18 protein-coding genes and 1 tRNA gene are annotated in these 21,229 nt (G+C 66.9%); 7 read left to right on the forward strand and 12 right to left on the reverse strand.

All coding sequences use genetic code 11. From position 1 onward, the window contains the following. Positions 1 to 23 precede the first annotated feature (23 nt). Together MX571_RS17080 and MX571_RS17085 are read right to left on the reverse strand one after the other, a co-directional pair. Positions 24 to 2,126: a flippase activity-associated protein Agl23 gene (locus tag MX571_RS17080; protein ID WP_247418967.1), complete on the reverse strand. Its 2,103-nt coding sequence runs from the start codon at positions 2,124 to 2,126 to the stop codon at positions 24 to 26. Between the two features lie 96 nt (positions 2,127 to 2,222). Then, positions 2,223 to 3,644, reverse strand: coding sequence for a transposase (locus MX571_RS17085; protein ID WP_247418968.1), 1,422 nt, complete (start codon positions 3,642 to 3,644; stop codon positions 2,223 to 2,225). 223 nt (positions 3,645 to 3,867) lie between these two features. On the opposite strand from MX571_RS17085, the gene ribH reads away from it, so the two are divergent. After that, positions 3,868 to 4,269, forward strand: a complete 402-nt coding sequence (ribH, locus tag MX571_RS17090) for a 6,7-dimethyl-8-ribityllumazine synthase (RefSeq protein WP_247418969.1) — start codon at positions 3,868 to 3,870, stop codon at positions 4,267 to 4,269. Positions 4,270 to 4,271: 2 nt separating this feature from the next. Further along, complete coding sequence (locus MX571_RS17095) at positions 4,272 to 5,414, forward strand: pyridoxal phosphate-dependent aminotransferase (protein WP_247418970.1); 1,143 nt, start codon at positions 4,272 to 4,274, stop codon at positions 5,412 to 5,414. A 34-nt stretch (positions 5,415 to 5,448) separates the two neighbouring features. Here MX571_RS17095 and MX571_RS17100 read toward each other — a convergent pair whose 3' ends face one another. The 3 genes from MX571_RS17100 to MX571_RS17110 form a co-directional block, all read right to left on the reverse strand. Further along, positions 5,449 to 7,296, reverse strand: a complete 1,848-nt coding sequence (locus MX571_RS17100; protein ID WP_247418971.1) for a S9 family peptidase — start codon at positions 7,294 to 7,296, stop codon at positions 5,449 to 5,451. A 111-nt stretch (positions 7,297 to 7,407) separates the two neighbouring features. Continuing rightward, positions 7,408 to 7,851 (reverse strand): FAD synthase family protein, encoded by a 444-nt coding sequence (locus tag MX571_RS17105; protein WP_247418973.1) that lies wholly within the window; start codon positions 7,849 to 7,851, stop codon positions 7,408 to 7,410. After that, complete coding sequence (locus MX571_RS17110) at positions 7,848 to 8,390, reverse strand: Mov34/MPN/PAD-1 family protein (protein ID WP_247418974.1); 543 nt, start codon at positions 8,388 to 8,390, stop codon at positions 7,848 to 7,850. Before MX571_RS17110 ends, MX571_RS17105 begins: the two co-directional genes overlap by 4 nt. Positions 8,391 to 8,546: 156 nt before the next feature. Here MX571_RS17110 and han point away from each other — a divergent pair, with 156 nt between their 5' ends. Next, positions 8,547 to 10,448: a Hef-associated nuclease gene (gene han / locus MX571_RS17115; protein WP_247418975.1), complete on the forward strand. Its 1,902-nt coding sequence runs from the start codon at positions 8,547 to 8,549 to the stop codon at positions 10,446 to 10,448. 18 nt (positions 10,449 to 10,466) lie between these two features. Here the strand turns inward: han and MX571_RS17120 are convergent, their stop codons facing one another. The 3 genes from MX571_RS17120 to MX571_RS17130 form a co-directional block, all read right to left on the reverse strand. After that, positions 10,467 to 12,137: a phospholipase D-like domain-containing protein gene (locus MX571_RS17120; RefSeq protein ID WP_247418976.1), complete on the reverse strand. Its 1,671-nt coding sequence runs from the start codon at positions 12,135 to 12,137 to the stop codon at positions 10,467 to 10,469. Between the two features lie 51 nt (positions 12,138 to 12,188). Further along, positions 12,189 to 13,505 (reverse strand): HEAT repeat domain-containing protein, encoded by a 1,317-nt coding sequence (locus MX571_RS17125; protein WP_247418981.1) that lies wholly within the window; start codon positions 13,503 to 13,505, stop codon positions 12,189 to 12,191. 92 nt (positions 13,506 to 13,597) lie between these two features. Continuing rightward, positions 13,598 to 14,377 (reverse strand): protein sorting system archaetidylserine synthase, encoded by a 780-nt coding sequence (locus MX571_RS17130; RefSeq protein WP_247418986.1) that lies wholly within the window; start codon positions 14,375 to 14,377, stop codon positions 13,598 to 13,600. A gap of 134 nt (positions 14,378 to 14,511) precedes the next feature. Here MX571_RS17130 and MX571_RS17135 point away from each other — a divergent pair, with 134 nt between their 5' ends. Beyond that, positions 14,512 to 14,940 (forward strand): plastocyanin/azurin family copper-binding protein, encoded by a 429-nt coding sequence (locus MX571_RS17135; protein WP_247418988.1) that lies wholly within the window; start codon positions 14,512 to 14,514, stop codon positions 14,938 to 14,940. Positions 14,941 to 15,071: 131 nt separating this feature from the next. On the opposite strand, the gene MX571_RS17140 is transcribed toward MX571_RS17135, so the two are convergent. Genes MX571_RS17140 through MX571_RS17155 form a run of 4 tightly spaced genes read right to left on the reverse strand, consistent with a single transcriptional unit; the run spans position 15,072 to position 17,598 of the window. Next, positions 15,072 to 15,707, reverse strand: coding sequence for a 30S ribosomal protein S3ae (locus tag MX571_RS17140; RefSeq protein ID WP_247418990.1), 636 nt, complete (start codon positions 15,705 to 15,707; stop codon positions 15,072 to 15,074). Further along, positions 15,704 to 15,997 (reverse strand): KEOPS complex subunit Pcc1, encoded by a 294-nt coding sequence (locus MX571_RS17145; protein ID WP_368409063.1) that lies wholly within the window; start codon positions 15,995 to 15,997, stop codon positions 15,704 to 15,706. Before MX571_RS17145 ends, MX571_RS17140 begins: the two co-directional genes overlap by 4 nt. Further along, complete coding sequence (locus tag MX571_RS17150) at positions 15,997 to 17,124, reverse strand: hypothetical protein (RefSeq protein WP_247418992.1); 1,128 nt, start codon at positions 17,122 to 17,124, stop codon at positions 15,997 to 15,999. The genes MX571_RS17145 and MX571_RS17150 overlap by 1 nt, the downstream gene beginning before the upstream one ends. Before the next feature lie 6 nt (positions 17,125 to 17,130). Continuing rightward, complete coding sequence (locus MX571_RS17155; protein WP_247418994.1) at positions 17,131 to 17,598, reverse strand: 30S ribosomal protein S15; 468 nt, start codon at positions 17,596 to 17,598, stop codon at positions 17,131 to 17,133. 265 nt (positions 17,599 to 17,863) lie between these two features. On the opposite strand from MX571_RS17155, the gene MX571_RS17160 reads away from it, so the two are divergent. The 3 genes from MX571_RS17160 (at position 17,864) to MX571_RS17165 (ending at position 21,173) form a co-directional block, all read left to right on the forward strand. After that, positions 17,864 to 17,935 (forward strand) — tRNA-Ala (locus tag MX571_RS17160). A gap of 1,779 nt (positions 17,936 to 19,714) precedes the next feature. Continuing rightward, positions 19,715 to 19,894, forward strand: a complete 180-nt coding sequence (locus MX571_RS22790; protein WP_368409064.1) for a HalOD1 output domain-containing protein — start codon at positions 19,715 to 19,717, stop codon at positions 19,892 to 19,894. A 154-nt stretch (positions 19,895 to 20,048) separates the two neighbouring features. Further along, on the forward strand, positions 20,049 to 21,173 hold the full coding sequence (locus MX571_RS17165; RefSeq protein WP_247418996.1) for a thiamine pyrophosphate-dependent dehydrogenase E1 component subunit alpha: 1,125 nt from the start codon (positions 20,049 to 20,051) through the stop codon (positions 21,171 to 21,173). The last annotated feature ends 56 nt before the right edge of the window (positions 21,174 to 21,229 follow it).

Genomic DNA, 21,229 nt, shown 5'->3' on the forward strand with positions numbered 1-21,229 from the left:
CGGCCTCTCCCGACGGCGGGAGGTTAACCGTAGTGGAACGCGGCGACTCGTGTCGACGCAGGCGACCGCTCGGCGTTCGCCATGACGGTGGTCGTACCAGGTACGGTGAGCGTCGGCGTCTGGGTCACCGACGTGGCGGCGGTGTCTATCGAAGTAGCGGTGCCCGACACTGTGGCGGTGCCTGTCGGAGAAGTGGTGCCCGACGCCGTACCGCCGTCCGTCGGGGGCGTTCCGACCGGGCCGCCGTTCGCGCCGGAGCCGTTGACCGCCCCGCTCGGGTCCTCCCCCGACACGGACGACGACTCGACGCCGGCGAGTGGGTTCTCCCCCTCGGGGAACCGCGAGGTGTCGACGAGGAACACCCACTCGCTCCCCCAGAGGCGCATTCCGCGGACGGTGACCGTGTAGTCGGGGTAGCGCTGCTCCAGTTCGGCGCGGTGCTCCAGCGTCGAGACGACCACCGGCACCTCGCCACCGGATTCAACGCTGTCCAGTGCGTCGAGATCCTCGGCGCACGCCGTCTGCGCGTCCGCACGTTCGAGGTACCACGGGAGCGGCAGGGCGTTGAACCACCCCTTGTTTCCCGCACAGGTCGGTCGCTGGTAGATGGGGTCGCCCTCCACCAGCGAGTCGCCGTAGAGGACCACGTCGGTCCCCTCGTTGCGCTCGGCGAGGCGCTCGATGGCCGTCATCTCGGGGTGGACGTCGGCCGCCGGCTGGGCGTACTGGACGAGGTCGTTCGACTCCGCCTGCGGATTGGCGAACGTCGTGTCGTACGTGACGTACACCGGAAACGCGCACAGGAGCAGGACGGCGGCTATCGCCAGACCGACGCCGACACGGTCGTCGTGAGCCAGCGACTCGCGTCCCCAGCGGACGATGGTCCCCATGCCGACGGCGGCGGGAATCGTCCACGGGACGACGACGTGGATGGCCGCCCACGGGGCCTTGATGTCGGTGATGACCGGGTAGCCGAACACCGACGCGAGCCCCCAGAGGAACGAGACGACCACGAGCGGGCGCGCGCCGCCCTCCCGGACCGAGTCCGACAGGAAGCCGACGACGGCGAGGACACTGAGCACGAGTGCGCCCGCCCCCAGCGTCCCGACGAGGTGTTCGAGGTACGGCAGGTAGGCGTGTTCGGACTGACCGCCGTCCCCCCAGAGGTCGTAGAACGCGTCGAACGACCCGAGCGTCGCCTCCTCGACGAGCGCTGGGAACTGGAGCGGGTCCGCGAGCGTCGTGCCGATGGTGACCCCCGAGCTCCCGCGCGGCGCGTAGAAGAGCACGACGATGGCGAGGAACAGCAAGGAACAGAGCGCGACGATACCGAGGGAGTACAGCGCACGCAGGGCCGGGTTCCGGGCGTCGAGGTGCTGGCGAATCGACGCTCGCCACCCGGTCGTTCCCTCGCCGCCGTCCGGTCGTTGCGGGGACGACCAGTCGTAGCTGGCGACGTGGTCGCGCCGGGCGCGGAGCCAGGACCGAATCGGTCGCTCGCCGGCCCGCCTGGCGGCGAACAGCAGGAGGTAGCCGTACACCGCGAGCCCGCCGAGCCAGCAGAGGACGTAGACGGGCGCGTTCTCCTTGACCGTGAACCCGAGCGCCGCGAACGCGACGCCCGTGAACAGGTAGCGGTACAGGCGCGTGTCGACGAAGCGGACGAACAGCGCGAAGGCGACGAGCATGAACGCCCCGACCACCGGGTCGCCTCGCATGAACCGCCCGTAGTAGACCACGAGCGGCGTGAACCCGAGGAAGAACGCGAGGGAGACGACCTCCGCGTCGTCGAGGCGCTGGCGGAAGAGCAACGCCACCAGCGGGAGGAGTCCGGTCAGCAGCGCCGGGACGACCCGCATCGCGGCGTCCGTCGTGCCGAGCAGGTCGAAGACGAACGGCGTGACGTGGTGGAAGAACGGGCCGTGGATGATGGGTCGGTAGGTGTACTGGCCCGTCTCGACGTAGTCGAGGATCCAGAACCCGACGCGGCCCTCGTCCCAGTGAGCGACCCGACCACCGAGGTCCACGAACCGCACGAGGAGGGCGGCGACCGTGAGGGCACAGACGCCGAGGACGGCGCGCCGGTCGGTGCCCGCCGACGCGTCGCGCGAAGGTCCGACTGCCATTGTGCGCTACTCCCGTCGCCTCCTAAGGAACCTTGTGGTTCTTGACGTCCTCCCCGCGCTGAAGCGCGAGGATTCCCACAAGCACGATGCAGCCAGCTATCGTGTTGGGTGAACTTGCGGGTTCGCTGACGCCTCGTTGGTCGAACGATATGTGTGTTCCCGCTCGACCGATTGAGTCGGTGTCCACGCATGATCATCCCACTTGAGGTGCGTGACCGTGAGGTCTCCGCGCCACGCGCGTCCAGCGTCGTGGTCAGCGTGCTGCGCCATCAGCCCGAGATCTGAAGTTGATACATCTGTATTCTCAATCAGAAGGTTCGTCGCACCAGCCACATCAGAATGCCCTCGGAAACTACAATCTAGACAGTCGAACACATCACCGGCTCGTTCGATATTTTCCGATCGACATGCTGGACAGGTCGAGGATGACCCGGCTTCTGACTCCTCAGACCATGCTAGCCCGACTTCCTCGAATGTAACTTCGAGGCGGTCGATCAGTCGCCCGTGACTCCAGAATGCGTGGGTCTTCTCGTTGACCCGCGCCGACCAATGTGTTGATAGCACGTCCGTCAGGTCGCCCACTACGATGTATTCAGTACCAGCCTTACTCAGCCACTCAGCGACGAGTCGCACTATTGCATTGCGGTGGTGATCGCGTCGGTCTCTCCGACGCGCGTACGTTCGCTGAATCTGTGTAGACGAGTACACACTTTCAGGGAGCTGTGACTGGAGTGTGGCAATATGTTCTGAGAGCGAGCGGAAGCGGTCGAATTCAGGGCGAGCATTGCAGACGACTGCCTCACCAGCACTGGTGACGGCGGTGATGGTATTGTTCGCGCCAAGGTCGATGGCCGCGAACTGTGCGTCTGACGAGTGAGCGAGGCGGTTCGCATGTCCCGTTCGGGTGTGTGAGTGACCACTCGTGCGAAGGACTGGCTGCCGCACGGTGTGGTTGACACGAACCGTCTCGTGGTCTTCGTCATAGCACAGCTCCAGTGTGCCATCGTTCCCAATCCAGCGCGGCATGCCTTGGACGTCAAGGCGCAACCGCTCAAAGTAGCCGTAATCGTACTTCTCTTTGAGTGCCTGCCCGATGGTAAACTGAACGGTCGCTCCCTCGGTAGTCCACTCGAACTCATATAGGTCGTTCCGAATGATGGTTCGCAACGGGTAGCCCTCCGATCGGCTCCCCCAGTATCCTGGGACAGACGGTTTCTCGGCATCGGACTGGTCTTCAGGACCGTGGTTGTCGAGTAGCTCGAAAAACGACTCCCACATCCCGGCGTTTTTGCGTTCGAGTTGGTCGAACGTGCCGCTCCCGATGACGGGGACATACTCGTCACGGAGGTCTCTGACGGGGGCGTCCCAGACGCTCTCACCGTCGGTGAAGTAAGCGTGCTGGCGCTGGTAATTTATCGAATTGTAGCAGGCGTCGGACGCAGCGGCGAACTCACAGTACACGCGCTTCGCCGTCGCTGACGGGAAGCTTGCGACGACTTGGTTCGTCCGCACGTCCATACAGTTCTGTTGGGCATTCTACCACTAATACATGGGCATTATGGTCAGTTAGTGTTGTGTGGATTTCATTTATCCATGTCAGCGTACCCTGCGGTGAACAGCGAGGCTTGTGCCGCATCCGTTCCACCAGACAGCCAATTGATGTATCGTCAAACCATCGACAGGCGTCGTCAACGATGCCGACAGCGGTACTTCTATGGCCCGGCCTCGCAACCGCACGCCTATGACACGGCTCGGACTGGTGGTCGCGCGGTTCAACCGCTCGGTCACCGAAGAGATGGAAGAGCGCGCGCTCGAAGCCGCGACGGCGCGCGACGTAGAGGTCGTCGAGACGGTCCACGTCCCCGGCGCGTACGACGCGCCGCTGGCCGCCGACCGACTCGCTCGACGCGACGACGTGGACGCCGTGGCGACCGTCGGTGCCATCGTCACCGGCGACACCGACCACGACCAGGTCATCGCGAACTCCGCGGCCCAGAAGCTCACCGACGTGAGCCTCGACCGCGACAAGCCGGTGACGCTGGGCATCACCGGCCCCGGCATGAGCGGCGCGGAGGCACGCGAACGCGTCGGTAACGCCGCGAAGGCCGTCGACGGCGCAATCGACCTCGTGGAGGCGCTGTGACCATGGAGTTCGCAGACCGCGTCACACGCGTCGAACCGAGTGCCACCGTCGCCGTCAGCAACCTCGCCTCGCAGCTCGAAGCCGACGGCGTCGACGTCGTCGACCTCTCGGTCGGCGAACCCGACTTCGATACCCCCGAGGCGGTCGTCGAGGCCGGGAAGGCCGCCATCGACGACGGCCACACCGGCTACGCGCCGTCGAAGGGCGTCCCGGAACTCCGCGAGACCGTCGCCGACAGGCTGGGCGAGCGCGGTCTCCCCTACTCCAGCGACCAGGTCATCGTCACGCCCGGCGGCAAGCAGGGCCTCTTCGAGACGTTCCAGGCGCTCGTCGACGAGGGCGACGAGGTCGTGCTGCTGGACCCCGCGTGGGTCTCCTACGAGGCGATGGCGAAGCTCGCGGGCGGCGACCTGAAGCGCGTCGACCTCACGCCCCACGAGTTCCAGCTCGAACCCGCGCTCGACGAACTGGGCGAGGCCGTCACCGACGACACCGCGCTCGTCGTCGTCAACTCGCCGAACAACCCGACCGGCGCGGTGTACTCCGAGGCCGCCCTCGAAGCGGTCCGTGACCTCGCGGTCGACCACGACGCGACGGTGCTCTCCGACGAGATATACGACCGCATCACGTACGACGCCGACGCCATCAGCCTCGGGTCGCTCGACGGGATGGAGGGCCGGACCGTCACGCTCAACGGCTTCTCGAAGGCCTACTCGATGACCGGGTGGCGACTCGGCTACGTCGCCGGTCCCGACGAGTTCGTCGAGCAGGCCTCGAAGATACAGAGCCACTCCGTGACGTGTGCGACGAACTTCGTCCAGCACGCGGGCGTCACCGCCCTGCAGGAGTGCGACGACTTCGTCGCCGAGATGCGCGACGCGTTCGCCGAGCGCCGCGAACTCGTCGTCGACCTGTTCGCCGAGGAGGGCGTCGAGGTGCCCATCGGCGACGGCGCGTTCTACGCGATGGTCCCCGTCGCCGACGACGACCAGGAGTGGTGTGAGACCGCCATCGAGCAGGCCCACGTCGCGATGGTGCCCGGCGGCGCGTTCGGCGCTGGCGGCTACGCGCGACTCTCCTACGCTGCGAGCGAGGACCGCCTGCGCGAGGCCGTCGACCGACTGTCGAGCGAAGACCTGCTGTAACGCCGAGAAACGTCGACTCTTTTCCGTCGCTCTCTCAGTCGTCCGCTTCGCCCATCGCCCTCGCCGGCATCCGCTCCTCGAGGTACTCCGCCATGATGCGATACGCGCGAATCTTCTGGTCGATGTCCGAGGAGCCGTGGCCCTCCTCGCCCAGTTCCTCGTACCGGAAGTCTTCGGGGGACTCCCAGCCTCGCTCTTCGAGGGCGTCGCGGAAGATGCGGGCCTGGCTCACCGGACAGCGCGGGTCGTTGACGCCGTGGACCATCAGGATGGGCGCGGTCATCTCCTCGACGTGGGTGATGGGCGAGCGCTCGCGGTAGAACGCCGCGTTCTCCTCGGGGTCGCCCAGTTGCTGTTCGAGCGTCGTCTTGAAGTGGGGCATCGACTCCTCGTACAGCGCCTGGAGGTCGGTGATGCCGACCCAGGCGACGCCCGTCGTCCACGTCTCGGGGTGCATCGTTAACTGACAGTACGCCGAGTAGCCGCCGTAGGAGCCGCCGTAGACGGCGATGCGGTCGTCGTCGACGTACTCCTGCTGGCGGAGCCACGCCGCCCCCTCGCGGATGTCGACCTGCTCCATCCCGCCCCAGTCGCCGTGGACGGCGTTCTTGAACTCGCGGCCGCGGCCGATGGAGCCGCGGTAGTTCGGCTGGAAGACGGTGTAGCCCCGCGAGACGAGGAACTGCGCGTAGGCGGTGAACTGCCGGAGCGACGCGGCGTGCGGTCCGCCGTGGACCATCACGATGGCGGGCACGTCCGTCGCGTCCTCGGGGACGGCGGGGCCGTCGCGGGCATCGTAGTGGAGCGCGCCGATCTCCAGACCGTCCTCGGAATCGTAGGTGACGTACTCGCAGTCGGCGAACGCGTCGGGGTCGATGTCGCCGTACTCCGCGTCGACGAGCGTCTCGTAGCTGTCGTCGGCGAGGTCGTAGCGAAGCAGTTCGGTACGCGTGTCCGGCGTCGTCTGACTCAGGAGGACCGTCCCGTCGCCGACGAGCGACTCCTCGCCGGGGAACGAGGCGACGCCCAGCGGCGCGTCGAGTTCTCTGGCCTCGCCGTCCTCGTAGACCACGGGCACGACGGCGGCCTCGCGGTGACGGATTGCGAGGAAGTCGCCAGCGGTGTCCTCGGCGAGCGAGGCGACCGGTTGCTCCTCGTACTCGCTCGCGAACCACTCGACGCTGTCCGTGTCGAGGTCGTAGACGCCGCTCCGACCGAGGTCCGGCGAGTTGTCGAAGACGAGCAGCGAGCTCTCGTCGCACCAGTCGACGGGGACCGCCTCCGCGCCGTCCTCGCCGACGTGGAGGTTCCGGGCGTTCGACCCGTCGGCGTCCGCGAGATAGACGTCCCGGTTGTCCAGGTCGTCGGACTCGTTGGTCGCGTAGGCGATGCGCGACCCGTCGGGCGAGAGTTCGACCGTGAACACCGGGCGGTCGTAGTCGGTGAGGCGCTCGTCGGTCCCCGACTCGCGGTCGTAGCGGTGGACGTTCATCTGTCCCTCGGCGGTCGAGGTGTAGAACAGCCAGCGACCGTCGTCGCTCACGTCCATGAAGTGGCTCTGTCCGTCGTTCGTCACGACGGCCTCGTTCTCTCGCGAGTCGAGGTCGAACCGGTGGACGTCGTTCTGCTCGTCGCCGTCGTCGTCCACGTGGAAGAGGACGCCATCGCCGTCGGCGTCCCACGCGATACCGTGGCGTGCCTGCCGGGGGACTTCGCCCGAGGACACCTGCTCGCGCTCGCCCGTCGCGAGGTCCTGCACGTACAGTTCGTTCCGACCGCTCTCGTCGTAGTAGAACGCGATACGCGACCCGTCCGGAGAGACGGTCGGGTGGTAGAACGTCGGGAGGCTGGCCAGCTCTTCGAGCGGGTACTCCGCTGACATGACAGACGGTCTGGCCAGTGGCCTCTTAGTGATTTCCCGACTGGCGGTTCTGTAGCACGTACGACACGGCTGCTCGCAGAGGGTGCCCACCCAGGCCGACTCGGCGACTACTCAGCAGCGCTCGTCGCAGATGCGGTCGATGATGTCGCCGGTCGAGTAGAGCGCCTCGTTGCCCTCCAGCGCCGACGCTCGCATGACCTCGCAGTCGATGCCACGCTCGGCGAGCGCATCCGCGATGGCGTCCTCGTCGTGGTCCTGGTCGTGACCGAGGACGATGACGTTCGGCTGGATGCGCTCGATGGGGACGAAGATGTCCTCGCGGTCACCGAGGTGAGCCTCGTCGACCGGGTCGAGCGACGCCACCAGCCGTCGGCGCTGCTCGTCGGGGACGATGGGTTTGGGCTTGTGCGTGACGTTCTCTCGCCGAGCGACGATGACGTGGAGTTCGCCCAGTTCGGCGGCCTCTTGGAGGTAGTGGACGTGGCCGGGGTGGAGGATGTCGAAGGTGCCCTGCGCGACGACCCGCTGGGTGTCGTCCCCGTCTGTGCTCGTCATCGCTCCCCTCCGCGGTCGGCGCGTTCGTCGCCCTCGGCGTCGTCGTAGAGGTCGTAGTCGAGTTCGGCGTCGATGTCGTCCTGTGTGAAGTCGAAGAAGCGGTCCTCGGCGTCGGGGATGTCGATGTCCAGCACGCGCAGGTCGCGGACCTCGCCCTCCTGGTCGAACGCCTCCCAGTCGTCGGGGCCGTACGGCGCGCCGATGATGATGTGGACGGTCCCCTTCCCGAACGTCGCCAGGTCGGCGTCGCTTGGGCGGAGGACGCCGTTCGGGTGGGAGTGGATGGAGCCCTGCGCCCGCATGTCGTTGGGAATCATGTTCGTCTTGACGGTCGCGCTGACCGGGTTGGACGTCGTCCCGGGGATGACCAGGACGTCGGTGATGACCGTCCCGTCCTCGTCGAGACCGAGCGAGCGGGCGTCCTCCCCGCGCAACAGCCCCATGTACTCGTTGGGGTGGGTCTGCGCGGACGCCTCCAGCGCGAAGTCCAGCGTCGACTCCGCGATTCCGATGACGCCGCTCGACCGGAACAGCCGCATACTCGGCCCGACGGGCGGTTTTCATATACGGGTTCCGAAACGGGTGGCACGCCAACTGCAGTGGCCGGCGCGCGCCCCGACCCGCGCGGTCCGCTCCTCGGCGCTGACGGACGTGCTTGCCAACGCTTAAAACCGGCCGGAACCGAAGCCCCGTAAATGGCACCTACGCACGCGGAGTCGTCCGACGTGGACGGCGATTCTTCCCCCGCGACGACCGTCTACGACCTCGCTCCCGAGTGTACCGCAGACGCCGTCACCGTCGACGCGAACTACCACGCCACGGTCAACGGCGTCGTCCCGTACGGCGTCTTCGTCGACCTGTCGGACCACGTCTCCGGACTGGTCCACGAGTCCGTCCTCGACGGTGAGTACGACGTCGGCGACGCGTTCATCGTCCACCTGGACGAGGTGCGCGAGAACGGGGACCTCAGTTTCAGCGAGGTTCAACCGACCGACTACACCACCGAGGCCGTCGGCCCCGACAACGAAGCGACCGTCGACGAACTCGACGACCGGGTCGGCGACACCGTCCGGCTGACCGGTGGCGTCGTCCAGATTCGCCAGACCGCCGGCCCCACCATCTTCCACCTCCGCGACGCGACCGGTATCGTGCCCTGCGCGGCGTTCGAGGAGGCGGGCGTCCGCGCCTACCCCGAGGTGGAGATCGGCGACCTGGTGGAGATCACCGGCGAGATCGAGTCACGCGACGGGACGCTCCAGATCGAAGCCGAGTCGGTCGACGCCGTCACCGACGAGTCGGTGGCCGCGGACCTCGACGAAGCGCTCGACGAGGCCGCACGGCCCGCGACGCCCGACCCACTCGTCGAGTGGGAGGCGTTCGAACCCATCCGCGAGGACCTCGAATCCGTCGCGGCCACGCTGAAGCGCGCGGTGCTCGACGGCCGACCCATCCGGATGCGCCACCACGCAGACGGCGACGGGATGTGCGCGGCCGTCCCGCTCCAGTACGCCCTCGCGCGCTACGTCGAGTCGATTCACGTCGACCCCGGCGAGACGCGCCACCACCTCCGACGGCTCCCCTCGAAGGCGCCGTTCTACGAGATGGAGGACGTCACGCGCGACCTGAACTACGCGCTGGAAGACCAGGAGCGCCACGGGCAGAAGCTGCCCCTCCTGCTCATGCTCGACAACGGCTCCACCGAGGAGGACACGCCCGCCTACCGGACGCTCTCGGAGTACGACGTCCCCATCGTCGTCCTCGACCACCACCACCCCGACCCCGAGGCGGTCGACCCGTACCTCGACGAACACGTCAACCCGTACATCCACGACGAGGACTACCGCATCACGACGGGCATGATGTGCGTCGAACTCGCGCGGATGATAGACCCCGACGTGACGAGCGAGGTCCGCCACGTTCCCGCCGTCGCCGGGCTCTGCGACCGCTCGCGCGCCGAGGTGATGGACGAGTACGTCGAACTCGCCGCGGAGGAGGGCTACGACGAGGACGACCTGGACGACGTCGGCGAGGCGCTCGACTACGCGGCGTTCTGGCTGCGCTACAACGACGGTAGCGGCCTCGTCAACGACGTGCTGAACGTCGACTGCGACGAGGACGCTCGCCACGAGGAACTCGTCCAGTTCCTCGCCGACCACGCCGAGCAGGACCGCGACCGCCAGCTCGACGTCACGCTCCCCCACACCGAGAGCGAGCAGCTCGACAACGGCGCGAACCTCTACCGCGTCGACGTCGAGAACCACGCCCACCGCTTCACCTACCCCGCACCCGGCAAGACGACCGGTGCGATCCACGACCACATGGTCCGCGAGCACGACGGCGACCCCGTCATCACCATCGGCTTCGGGCCGGACTTCGCCGTCCTCCGCAGCGACGGCGTGCGACTGGACATCCCGGAGATGGTCACGCAGCTCACCGACGAGCACCCCGGCGCGGGCGTCTCCGGCGGCGGCCACCTCGTCGTCGGCTCCATCAAGTTCGTCTCGGGCAAGCGCGAGCAGGTGCTCGACGCGCTCGTCGACAAGATGAGCGAGGCCGAGATCGACGAGGATCTGCGCTCGACGCTGCTGCGCGACTGACGACCACCCCGCGACGTTCTACCGCTCGAACTCGAATCGCCGAGCGACGGCCAGCGCGACCAGCACCCCGACGACGAGCGCCGCCAGCGCACCGACCGGGACGCGCTCACCCCCGGCAGCGCCACCGTCGCCGCGCCAGTCGGCCGCGAACACCGCCGCGTAGTGGTCAGCCACCGAGTCCCCCGAGAGGACGAACGCGACCTCCCGGTTCTCCCGGGCGGCGTGGGGGTTCCAGTTGAGGCTCCCGACGACGACGTGTTCCCCGTCGACCACCGCGCCCTTCGCGTGGACCTTCTCGAACGCGCCGTTCGAGTCCGCGAGGCGAACCGTCAGCGGGAGGTCATCGCGCTCGGCCAGCGCGTTCAGGCGGTCGGCGAGCGCCCGGTTCTCCTCGCGGACGTACCACGCACCCGAGAGGAGGACCCGGACCTCGACGCCGCGCCGGGCCGTCGCCAGTAGTTCCCGGACGAACGGGCCGTCGGGACCGCCGAGTCCCATCTGTATCACGTCGACCGAGTCGGTGGCGTTCCCCAGCAGCGAGCGGACGCCCGACTCGGCGTTGTCGGGAGCGACGAGCAACCGGACGCGGTCGACGGTGAGCGACGCGGGCGCGAACCGACTAGGGAACGTGCCGTTGGCCGGTGTCGCCGACTGAAAGGAACGGCCGTCCCGGAACGCGGTCCAGTTCCGGGCCGCGCGCCACGCGAAGTCCTCATCGAACGTCGCGGCGAGTCGGTCGGCGACGCGTCGTTCGCCGACCACCGCGCCCCACCCGCGCGAGGAGTGGCCGCCCGTTCCGGCCGGTTTCCAGTTCTCCGTCAGCACCATCGCCCTGTCGTCGACGACGGCGTACTTCGAGTGGTGGTAGTCGTACCGTGCGTACGGGCCGTCGACGACACGGACCGGAATCCCGCGCCGGACCAGTCGGTCGAGCAGTCGCGCTTCGGCCCGTGGGATACCGCCGACGGGACCGCCCTCGACCAGCACCCGAACTCGAACGCCCCGGCGATGGGCGGCGACCAGTTCGTCCGCGACGCGAGACGACGTCAGCGTGTAGCCAGCCAGCAGGAGTCGCTCCTCCGCACCGGCTAACGTGTCGGTCACGACCTCGGGTGCGTCGGGGAGCGTGAACGCGGTCACGTCGGCCGGTCCAATCCCGGTGACGGCGTAGTCGCTCGCACCGAGCGGCGTCCAGGCCCACCGACCGGAACCTGACGACTGCCGACCGCTCACACGTCGGTACGTCTCCGCTTCGGGGGCGTCGTCGTACCGCACTGCCGAGAACGACTCGTCACCGTGGCTGAGTTCGAGACGTTCGCCACCGTTGGCGAGCGAGAGGTCGCCGTCCGCGGCGACGACCGGCCGGTTCGTGAGCGGACGAACCCGGTCCGGGGAGGCGGTCACCACGACCCGACCACTCGCGTCCCGTTCGGGACGGAGGCAGCCCTCGTCGTCGCAGACGCGGACCGTCGAGAGGTTCGCTCGCTCGGGGACGGAGAGCACGACGAACTCGCCTGCGTCACCGTCCGCGACGGGGTTCGGGTAGAGACCGACGATGGCGGGCCGGTCGGCGGTCGGCGATGGGTGGTGCGCCGACTGGCCTCCCGGGGAGGCACCGAGAGCGACAGCGCCGGGGGGCACCGTCGCTGTGAGACAGCAGACGAGCAGGAGCGCGACGACCCTGTTCACGCACCGGGGTGGTCCGGTGCTGGGATAAGAAGGTTCGGACGAGGAGTCGGATTACGCGGTGGGCTCTGCGCGTTCGCCGTCGTCGTCGGAGAGCGCGGCCTGCGCCTTCTCGGCCTCGGTCTGGACGATGTACGAGCGGTCGTCGGCGTGTTCGCTGGCGGCCTCCAGCGCCTCCTCGGTGCCGATGCGGTTGAGCGCCCACGCGGCGCTCGTGCGGACCGAGTCGTCGTCGTCCTCGTTCAGCAGGTCGGTCAGGGGGTCGATGGCGCGCGGGTCGCCGATCTGACCCAGCGCGCGGGCCGCGCCCGAGCGAATCTCGGGGTCGTCGGCGACGAGTCGGTCGGCGACGGTCTGGGTCGCCTCCTCGTCACCGATGGAGCCGACGGCGCGGAGCACGACGCGCTGGAGCGGCGGGTTGGCGTCGCCCTCGATGAACTCCAGGAGCGTGTCGAGCGCCCGCGGGTCGCCGATCTTCCCGAGCACCTCGATGGGGAGGAACTTCCGGCGCTGGGCGCGCTCGTTCATCTCGTCGTACGCCTCGGGCGACCCGAGACGCTTGAGCGCCATCATGCAGTTCTCCTGCATGAACTCGGACTCGAAGGTGTCGAGTGCGGTCAGGATGGGTTCGGGATTCTTCTCGCGCTCGGCGATGCGGACGACGCTGAGTTCCGGCGGGAAGTCCTTGCGGTTCCTCCCGGTGAGCACGTCGTAGAAGCCGTTGTAGTCCAACTGTTCCCGGACCGTGAGGTCGTCCCACTCCTGGGCGTCGTCGAGGTCCGACTGGAGTCCCTCCGCAGATTCGAGCAGACTCGCGATGGTCTCCTCGTCGTCGTCCGCGTCGAGGTCGGCGTTCCGGACCGCCTCGGCGGCGTCCTCGACCGCGTCGGCGTGGGCGTCCAGGTCGTCGCTGGTCGGCCCGGCGACCCCACCGTCGAGCGTCTCGTCGAGTTCCGCGAGGCGCGTCTCGACCGCCTCGCGCACCTCGCTCTCGCCGGTGTCGGTCCAGCGGGTGTCGCGGACGGTGCCCGCCGCCGTCTCCAGCGTCTCGGCGACGTCCTCGCCGTACGGACCGCGCTGGTCCTCGATGCCGTCACGGACCGCACCGATGCGGTCTTCGAGGTCGCCCTTCGGGTCCTCCTCGGCGTCCTCCTCCGGTTCGGGAAGCGTCTCGACGCGCTTCTCGACCCGGTCGAGTTCCGCCTCGACCTCGTCGAGGTCCGCTTCGGTCTCGGCGGCTTCGAGTTCCGCCTCGACCTCGTCGAGACGCTCGTCGAGTTCCTCGGGCGAAGCCACCGGCTCCGACTGTTCTTCGGCCGTCTCGTCCGTGGAGTCGGGGGTCTCCTCGGACTCGTCATCCCCGTCGCTCATGGCGAGAACTCCGGCAGTCGCGCTCAAAGGCGTTTCCATCCCGGCGTCGACCCCCGGTAGACGACGAGCGCCACGGGCGACTACCCGTGGGACTATCGACGCGTCGCGGTCTGCCCGCCGTCTGTCGCCTCCGTCGGCGTGCCCGTCCCGGCGGCCGTCGAGTCGTCGTCCGCGTACTCCCCGTCCTCGGTATCGTCGTCCGGGTCCCGCCAGTAGAGGTCCGGTGCGAGGATGAGGTACGCGAGCGCGGCGAACAGCAGCAGTCGGGGGAACAGTCGCGAGAACGCCGTCGGCGCGAGGACGGCGAGCGCCTGCACGGCCCCCATCGCCAGCGCGTCCCGGACGAGCAGGTCCGGGTACGGGATGGTGACGACCATCAGGTAGGCGAACGCGGCCGCGATGCCGAGAAGTGCGGTCGGATCGGTGAGTCCCGCGAGGTAGAGCGTCGCGAGCACCGTCGCGGCGAGCGTCGTCGGGACGCCGACCGTGACGGGGCCCTTCGGGTCGTGGACGGTGTAGAGCCCGAGCCGGACGACGCCCATGGCGACGAACAGCGCGGCGACGGCGACGGCGACGAGCGTGCCGGTCGTCTGCCCCCACGATTCGAGCGCGATGCCGACGAGGAACAGCGCCGGTGCGACGCAGAACGAGGCGACGTCGGCCAGCGAGTCGAGGTGTTCGCCGAACGCGGTCCCGCCGAACCTGCGGGCGAGGACGCCGTCCGCCCCGTCCGCGACGGCGGCGAGGAGGACGAGTCGCGCGGAGAGCCCCGGGTCGACGAGGACGGCGGCGGCCGCCGCGAAGCCGACCGCGGCGTTCACCACCGTCATCCCGTCCGCGACACCGAAGCGGCCGACGAACCGGGGGCGCATGTGGCAGGACTCGGGCGAGCGGGGGTTAGGGCGTTTCGGTTCGATGTGTAGCCCGACGAACCGAAACCGAACCGGAACGGCCCCTAGACGCGCGAACCACGGAGGCTATACGTCGCGCTCGGCAAGGTTCGTGTATGAAGCGGCGCACGTTCCTCGCGACGGCCACCGGGGTCGGCGCAGGGGCCCTCGCCGGGTGTGTCGGCTCCAGCCTCCCTGCCAGCGACTACGATGTCGGCATGCAGCACCACTCGTTCCAGCCAGCCGACGTCGAGGTGTCCGTCGGCGAGACGGTCGTCTGGGGCAACAGCGGGTCGCGGGGGCACACCGTCACCGCGTACGGCGACGGGATTCCCGACGGGGCGACGTACTTCGCCTCGGGGGACTTCGAGAGCGAGGAGGCGGCCCGGAACGCCTACCGGAACAACCCCGGTTCGTCGGCAGGCGGCAACATCGCTCCGGGCGAGACGTACGAGCACACGTTCGAGGTGCCCGGCACCTACGCCTACGTCTGCATCCCCCACGAACCACAGGGGATGGACGGCACCGTTACCGTCGTCGAGTAGTCGCGCTCCATCCGCTACTCCTCCGGGACCGGCCCGAGCGCAGTCGCTCGTCGAGCATCGACACCGAGAGCAGTCGCTCGGGCAGTCGTCGTCGGAAAAGTCGGTGGGTGTCGGGTGTCGACCGCGTCGCCTCAGACCTCGACGTCGGAGTCGTCGACGTCGACGCTGGTCTCCTCCTCCTCGGCGACCTCTTCGGGCCGGGCTTCGAGGCGGAGCTTCTGCACCTCAACGCGGCGCAGCGGGTAGATGGTCTTCGCCTCGCCGTAGATGGCCGAGGAGAGTCGCCCCTCCACGACGCTGTCGACGAGGTCCTCGAAGGTCCGCTCGGCGGCGGCCTCCTCGACCAGTTCGATCATCAGCTTCCGGATGGCGTGTTCCTGGCTGCGGTCCGCCTTCTTCGTCGTGAACGCGACGGGCTGGACCTGAACGCGGTAGTCGTCGGTCGTGAGGACCGTGACGTACGCCGCGACCTTCGAGGAGCCCCGTCGGACGAGGCTGCGAAGGTAGTCCCGCGTGAGTTCCTGCTGGACGAACTCGGTGTACGCGGCGTCCGAGCCCACGTCGTTGATGCGGAAGGTGAGTTTCGTGCTGTTCTCGCTGGCGTCGCCTTTCAGCTCGCCGAGCGTGGTCTCGATGGTTCGGCCGTAGACCTTCTCGGTCTCGTCGGCGACGGTCTCACCGAGTTCGGCCCGGTCGAACTGCTCCGGGGCGAGTACGGTGTACCAGCGTTTCTCCTGTCGTCGTCGTGATACTGAACGTTCGCTCATGGTGATGTCGTGTCGGTCAACTGCTGTGCTACCTGCAGGTTGGAGACGTAGTCGTCCGCCGTCGTCCGGAGGCCACCGGTCGTCTCGCGCGTGATGGTCGTCTCGACCGTCGGGCCGTCGACGCGCGTCGCCATCTCCGACGTGTCGTCGGGGGCGAGCGCGGCGGCGACCTGTCGGGCCGTCTCGCCGTCCGCGAACGTGACGCGGACCGTCGCGGTCCGGTCGAGCGCGGGCGCGGCGTCGGCGGCCTCGGTCTCGTCGCCGTCGGTGGGGGTCTCGGAGTCGCGCATCAGAGCGCCCTCCGGAGCGCCGCCACCACGGCGTCCATCTCTTGGTCGTCCACGCGAACGTGCGCGCACGCGAGTGTCCCCACACCGTGCGTGGGGCGGGTGCGTGCTTCGCCGCCGACGGCCTCCGCAGCCTCGGCGGCGAGCGTCGCCACGTCGCGCTCCGCCGCCGCGATGGCGGCCGTCCCCCCCTGGTGGGCGAGGACGACCGGTTCCGGCGAGCGGAAGTCGCGCACGAGTCGGGCGACCGTCCCGAGCGACCGCTCGGTCGTCGTCGCCGAGTGGGACTCGTCGGGCGCCACCTCGGCGACGACGAGTCCGTCGTGCCGGGCGAGGGTCGCCTCGCGGACGGTTCGATGGACTGCGCGGGCGTGGTCGCGCCACGCGTCGAGCGCGGCGTCGACCACGTCGTAGCCGAGTGCGAGCGCGACGCCGGTTCCGGGCCGCCCCCGGGCAGTGGCGTCGAGCACGTCGGCGTAGCCCGCGAGCGTCGCGAACGGACCGTTGAGGACGTACGGGTTGAGTGCGCGCTCGACGGCGTCAGCAGCGTAGCGTCCGCCGCTCTCGACGGCCGAGAGCGCGAGGACGGACGCGAGCGTGCGACCCTCGCGGTCGACGCCCGCCAGCGCCTGTGCGGCGTCCTCGGGGGCTCCCGAGAACGAGGCGTGCGCGAGCGTCGTGTACGCCATCGCGTCCGCGACGTCGTCGGTCGGGGCCGCGACACCGGGCGACCGGTCGAGGTCTGCGGTGTCGAGCAGCGACGCGTGGTCGCCGGGGACGTCCCCCGCCGCCACGGCCCCCGCGAGTGCGAGGGTCACGTCCGAACCGGCGTCGAGTTCCCGTGCCGTCTCGTAGGCGACGGGAGCGAGCGACCCGGCCGTGATGGCCACGTCGCCGCCCGCCGTCCCGACGGCGACCGTGAGGTCTGCCTCCGCGTCGGCGACCGACCACCGCGTGACGCTCGTCTGGAACGCGACGTCGCGTTCGGTGAGCGCGCTGGCGAGGAGGCCCGTCGCCGCGAGGGCGTCACCGTCGGGCGCGGCGACGAGTCTGACGAACTCGGCGTCGCGACATCGGGCGGCGACGTCACTGGCGGTCGAGGCCTGCTCGGGGTGGTCGGTGGCGGACATGACGGCTTACTCCTCGAGGAGTCGCTGTGCGACGCTGTACGTGTACTTGAAGTCCTCGGCGAGGACGTCGCCGCGGTAGTACTCGACGAGGCGGCGGACCTTCGACTCCGTGTTCTGGAGTGCGCGCTTGTTCTGCGCGTCGCCGGGGTGCTCGTCCATGTGTTCGCGCAGGCGGACGGCCCGCTCGAACAGGTTACGGAGGTCCTCGGGGAGGTCGTCGGTCGCGTCGTTCTCCTCGAGAATCTCGGTGACCTTCTTGCCCGTCGCCAGCTTCACGTTGGGGACGGGCGTGCCCTGGACGCCCTCGTCGCGCAGTTTCATGCCGATCTGGCTGGGGTCGTGCCCCTGTTCGGCCAGGTCGACGACGCGCTCCTCGATGGCGTCGGCGTCTACGTCGCTCCACTCCGGTGGTTCGTCTACCGTCGGGCGGTCCGAACCGGACGAACCGCGACGGCGGGTGTGCATTCGTGCCATTGGCTGAGATTGGAACTGCACGAACCGCTACGGGCCAGCCTGGCCCAGTGCACGTCCACACTCCCAAGCCGTCGAAGAGAGCCCGAATCGGGCGTCGACGGCGATGTCGGATATGCGGCTGTGCTGTTCCCGTCGGGCAATCGGTGCGTGGCGCGCAAAAACGTTGCTACTCGACTCGCCGCGGGCCGCGAGCGTCACGGCCACGCACGCGGCCCCGTGCTTCGATGGGGTTAAGTACGGTCCTCGGGAAGATTGTGATGCAGGCGGGCTTGTAGATCAGCGGCAGATCACTCCCTTGGCATGGGAGAGGCCCCGGGTTCAAATCCCGGCAAGTCCATGTTTTTGCGACGCGGGCAACTCCGCGAGCGTCGCACCCACCACGTTCACGGATTTGATTGACCTCCTCCCGCGCCTACAAACGGAGGTATACGCTCGATATCTATCATCCACTACGTTTCCACGCCGTGATACCCGAGTAGAGACTGAATTCTCCACAGTTCAGAATCAGACGTTCGATCAGTTTCCGAGACCTTTATTCAAATCCATATCTCCAGCGAACGACTAGTAGCACCAAGACGAGTCGGCAGGTTTCTCCTCGATAGACCACACTCCTGGCAGTACCGTGAAACTAGCGGCTACGTTGTCTCCCTCCTGAGAGCACCGGGACGTCACCAGTTCATAACACCCCGACGATACGTATGTCCACAGATGGTCTGTTCCCCCGGTAGGTACTCCCGTATAGCCATTTGTGGATTCCTAGACGGTGAGAGGTGCCTCCTAGGAGGCCGTGGTGGCTACAGATACCGAGGGGGCTGTCTCAACGTGGCGAGTGCAGCAGTCTCAGCGGGTCAGATTGTACAGAGACTCACCCTGGAGGACGAGTGTCCACAGTCGAACACCGCCATACTGCAAGGATTTGTGGAACGCCTCAGCACCCATCTGGAGAGGTGATCCCATAGAACGGTAGAACTGTCTGGCTTCCCCAGGGCGTCTAGAGAGCGCCATTCAAGCCCGATATCGGCCGATGCGCACGAAGGGTGTTATCTTTGCGCCGTCGGGTAGGCAAGACACTCAGCGAGTGAAAATAGCATGACGGGAGCAATGTGTGGAATTCTCGGAGTTGATTCTTGTTGAGGTTGCTGAACAGAATAACGGAGACGAATCCACATAGAGGTCTAATCTGACTCAGAAGCGTCTCTAGCGGCAACTACTACCACTTGAGCACACGTCACCGGTCGGGGCCAGAAGCATCCCCGAAGACCATCCTGTGTCTCGTATGGACACCCTGTTCCACAAACGCCAAACTAACTCCGTCTACCGGGGATTTGTCCCACCTGTGGAGATACACTGCTCATGCGTTCCCAGACCCGTGGGTGTTGTTGAACAGTTATTACTCGTCAGCGGAAGTGGAAAGCTTGGCTCAAGACGGCAGGGGATGTTCATTGTTCAGAAGAGTGCCTCGGTTTAGACGTGAGAGTCACTCCACTAATGACCAGGTGTCATCATGGACCGGGCTCGAAAACTGGACATATAACTATTTTTGCCGCAGCCACAGGGAGAGTGTGACGGTGGAAATCCGGAAGGTTCGCGGCTGCGCTCCGGAGCCTGATGCACCTCGCTAGCCGCGACCGTGTCCTTGATAGATTCGTCGTGTTATGACCGCACAGGACGGGTCGACCTTGGAGATTTCGGCGATATCGTGCGGTGTGTCGAACTGGTCCATCGAATCGATTAGGGCCCTGACCAACTCAACACGGTCGTCCATATTTCAGAGCGTGAGTCTCACAGAATGGAGTCTATTTATCCAGAACGACTCCGTTGCCCAGACTCGACCACAAGGTGTCATAACATTAATGGGTGACATGTTCTTTGTTGGCTGTCACGGCTGTCTGTTCCGCCGAGTCGTCGGCGATCTGGACAGGGCATTAACTCTCTGTGACAGGCACAAAGCGGGGGAAAATGACGACCATTCACTGGAAGTGTTGTCCTTCCAGTATATTGACGCCCTTGAGGACCCTACTATCGGCCACCTTCGGACGATTGGTAGTAATGAGCCACCCTCTACAGCGATTATTCGTGCAGTCGCTGACGCTACTGACTGTTCCCCCCCTGTGCGTTGCCGGATTCTCTCACCAATGTCGTTGATTCGGACGCACTGGACCACCTGTTCGCTCAAAAACGCCCCGGAAAAGCGCCGTCTGCGGTCGTTACTTTCTGTTACTGTGGGTGTCTCGTGACGGTGTCCGACAATCGGACCATCGTTGTACAAACTGAGTTTGGCGAGTCGCCTATCTAGTGAGGGGGAGAAATCCCACTGAGCGCCTGTCCAGTCGAGTGGCTGCGAACTGCGCTACGTCCGCGAGTGCTACACAGAACAGCCAAACGCCACTGGATATCGATGGTTCAGCTGCACCTGTAGAGCTATACAGTCAGGCGACACACTCGCGGTTATGGACGTCCGCGAGCGCCGAGACCTAATCGATCGTGACTACGACGACCGTATCTGTCTCCTCGCTCCGGACGGCACTCTCACTGCGGGGTACGAGCCGACGCTCTCCGAGGAGGAACTCGTCTCGCTGTACGCGGACATGCGACTCGGACGGCATTTCGACGACCGGATGGTGAGCCTCCAGCGGCAGGGCCGTGTCGGCACCTACTCGCCGATGGCAGGACAGGAGGGGTCGGGCTTCGGCTCAATGTATGCGCTCGCGGAGGACGACTGGGTCTTCTTCCAGTACCGCGAGCACGCTGCACCCCTCGTCCGTGGATTCTTACCAGAGTATATCCACTACTGGACGGGCCACGAATCGGGGAACTCTGTGCTCGGAGACGGGCGAATCTTCCCGTTGAATATCTGCATCGGCGATCACCTACCCCACGTTACGGGGATGGCGATGGGCGCGAAACTCCGAGGCAACGACGAGGAGGTCTTCGTCGCGCACTTCGGGGACGGTTCCACGTCGGAGGGCGACTTCCACGAGGGACTCAACTTCGCTGGAGTCTACGACACCCCGACGGTGTTTCTCTGCCATAACAACGGTTGGGCCATATCCATCCCTCGTGAGGCACAAACCCGCTCGCAGACGCTTGCACAGAAAGCGGTCGCCTACGGCTTTGCAGGCGTGCAGGTCGACGGGATGGACCCACTCGCGGTGTATGAGGTGATACGGGCGGCCCGCGAGAAGGCACTCAACCCCCGCGAGGGCGAGGCGCGACCGACGCTCATCGAGGCTGTCGAGTACCGCTACGGTGCCCACACGACTGCCGACGACCCCGCTACCTATCGCGACGACGAGGAAGTCGAGCAGTGGCGGCGCCTCGACCCAATTGATCGATTGGAAACATACCTCCGCCGCGAGGACATACTTGACAAGGGAGATATCGAGACAATCGAGACGGAGAACGAAGAGCGGGTGGCCGCGGCAGTCGATTCGCTCGCCGACGTGGTGGCAGATCCCGACGACATGTTCGCGAATACGTTAGCCGACCCGACGCCGCGGATGGTCGAACAACGTGAGTACCTGCGCGACTTACTGGAGAAGCATGGCGATGAGTCGCTACTGAGAGACGAGTAGGCCTCAGTACCTCTCCCAAAGCGTCGACTGCCTGGGGGAGTCGCTGCAACACCTAA

The sequence above is a fragment of the Halomarina salina genome, from assembly GCF_023074835.1.
In the GTDB taxonomy this organism is placed as follows: Archaea; Halobacteriota; Halobacteria; order Halobacteriales; family Haloarculaceae; genus Halomarina; species Halomarina salina.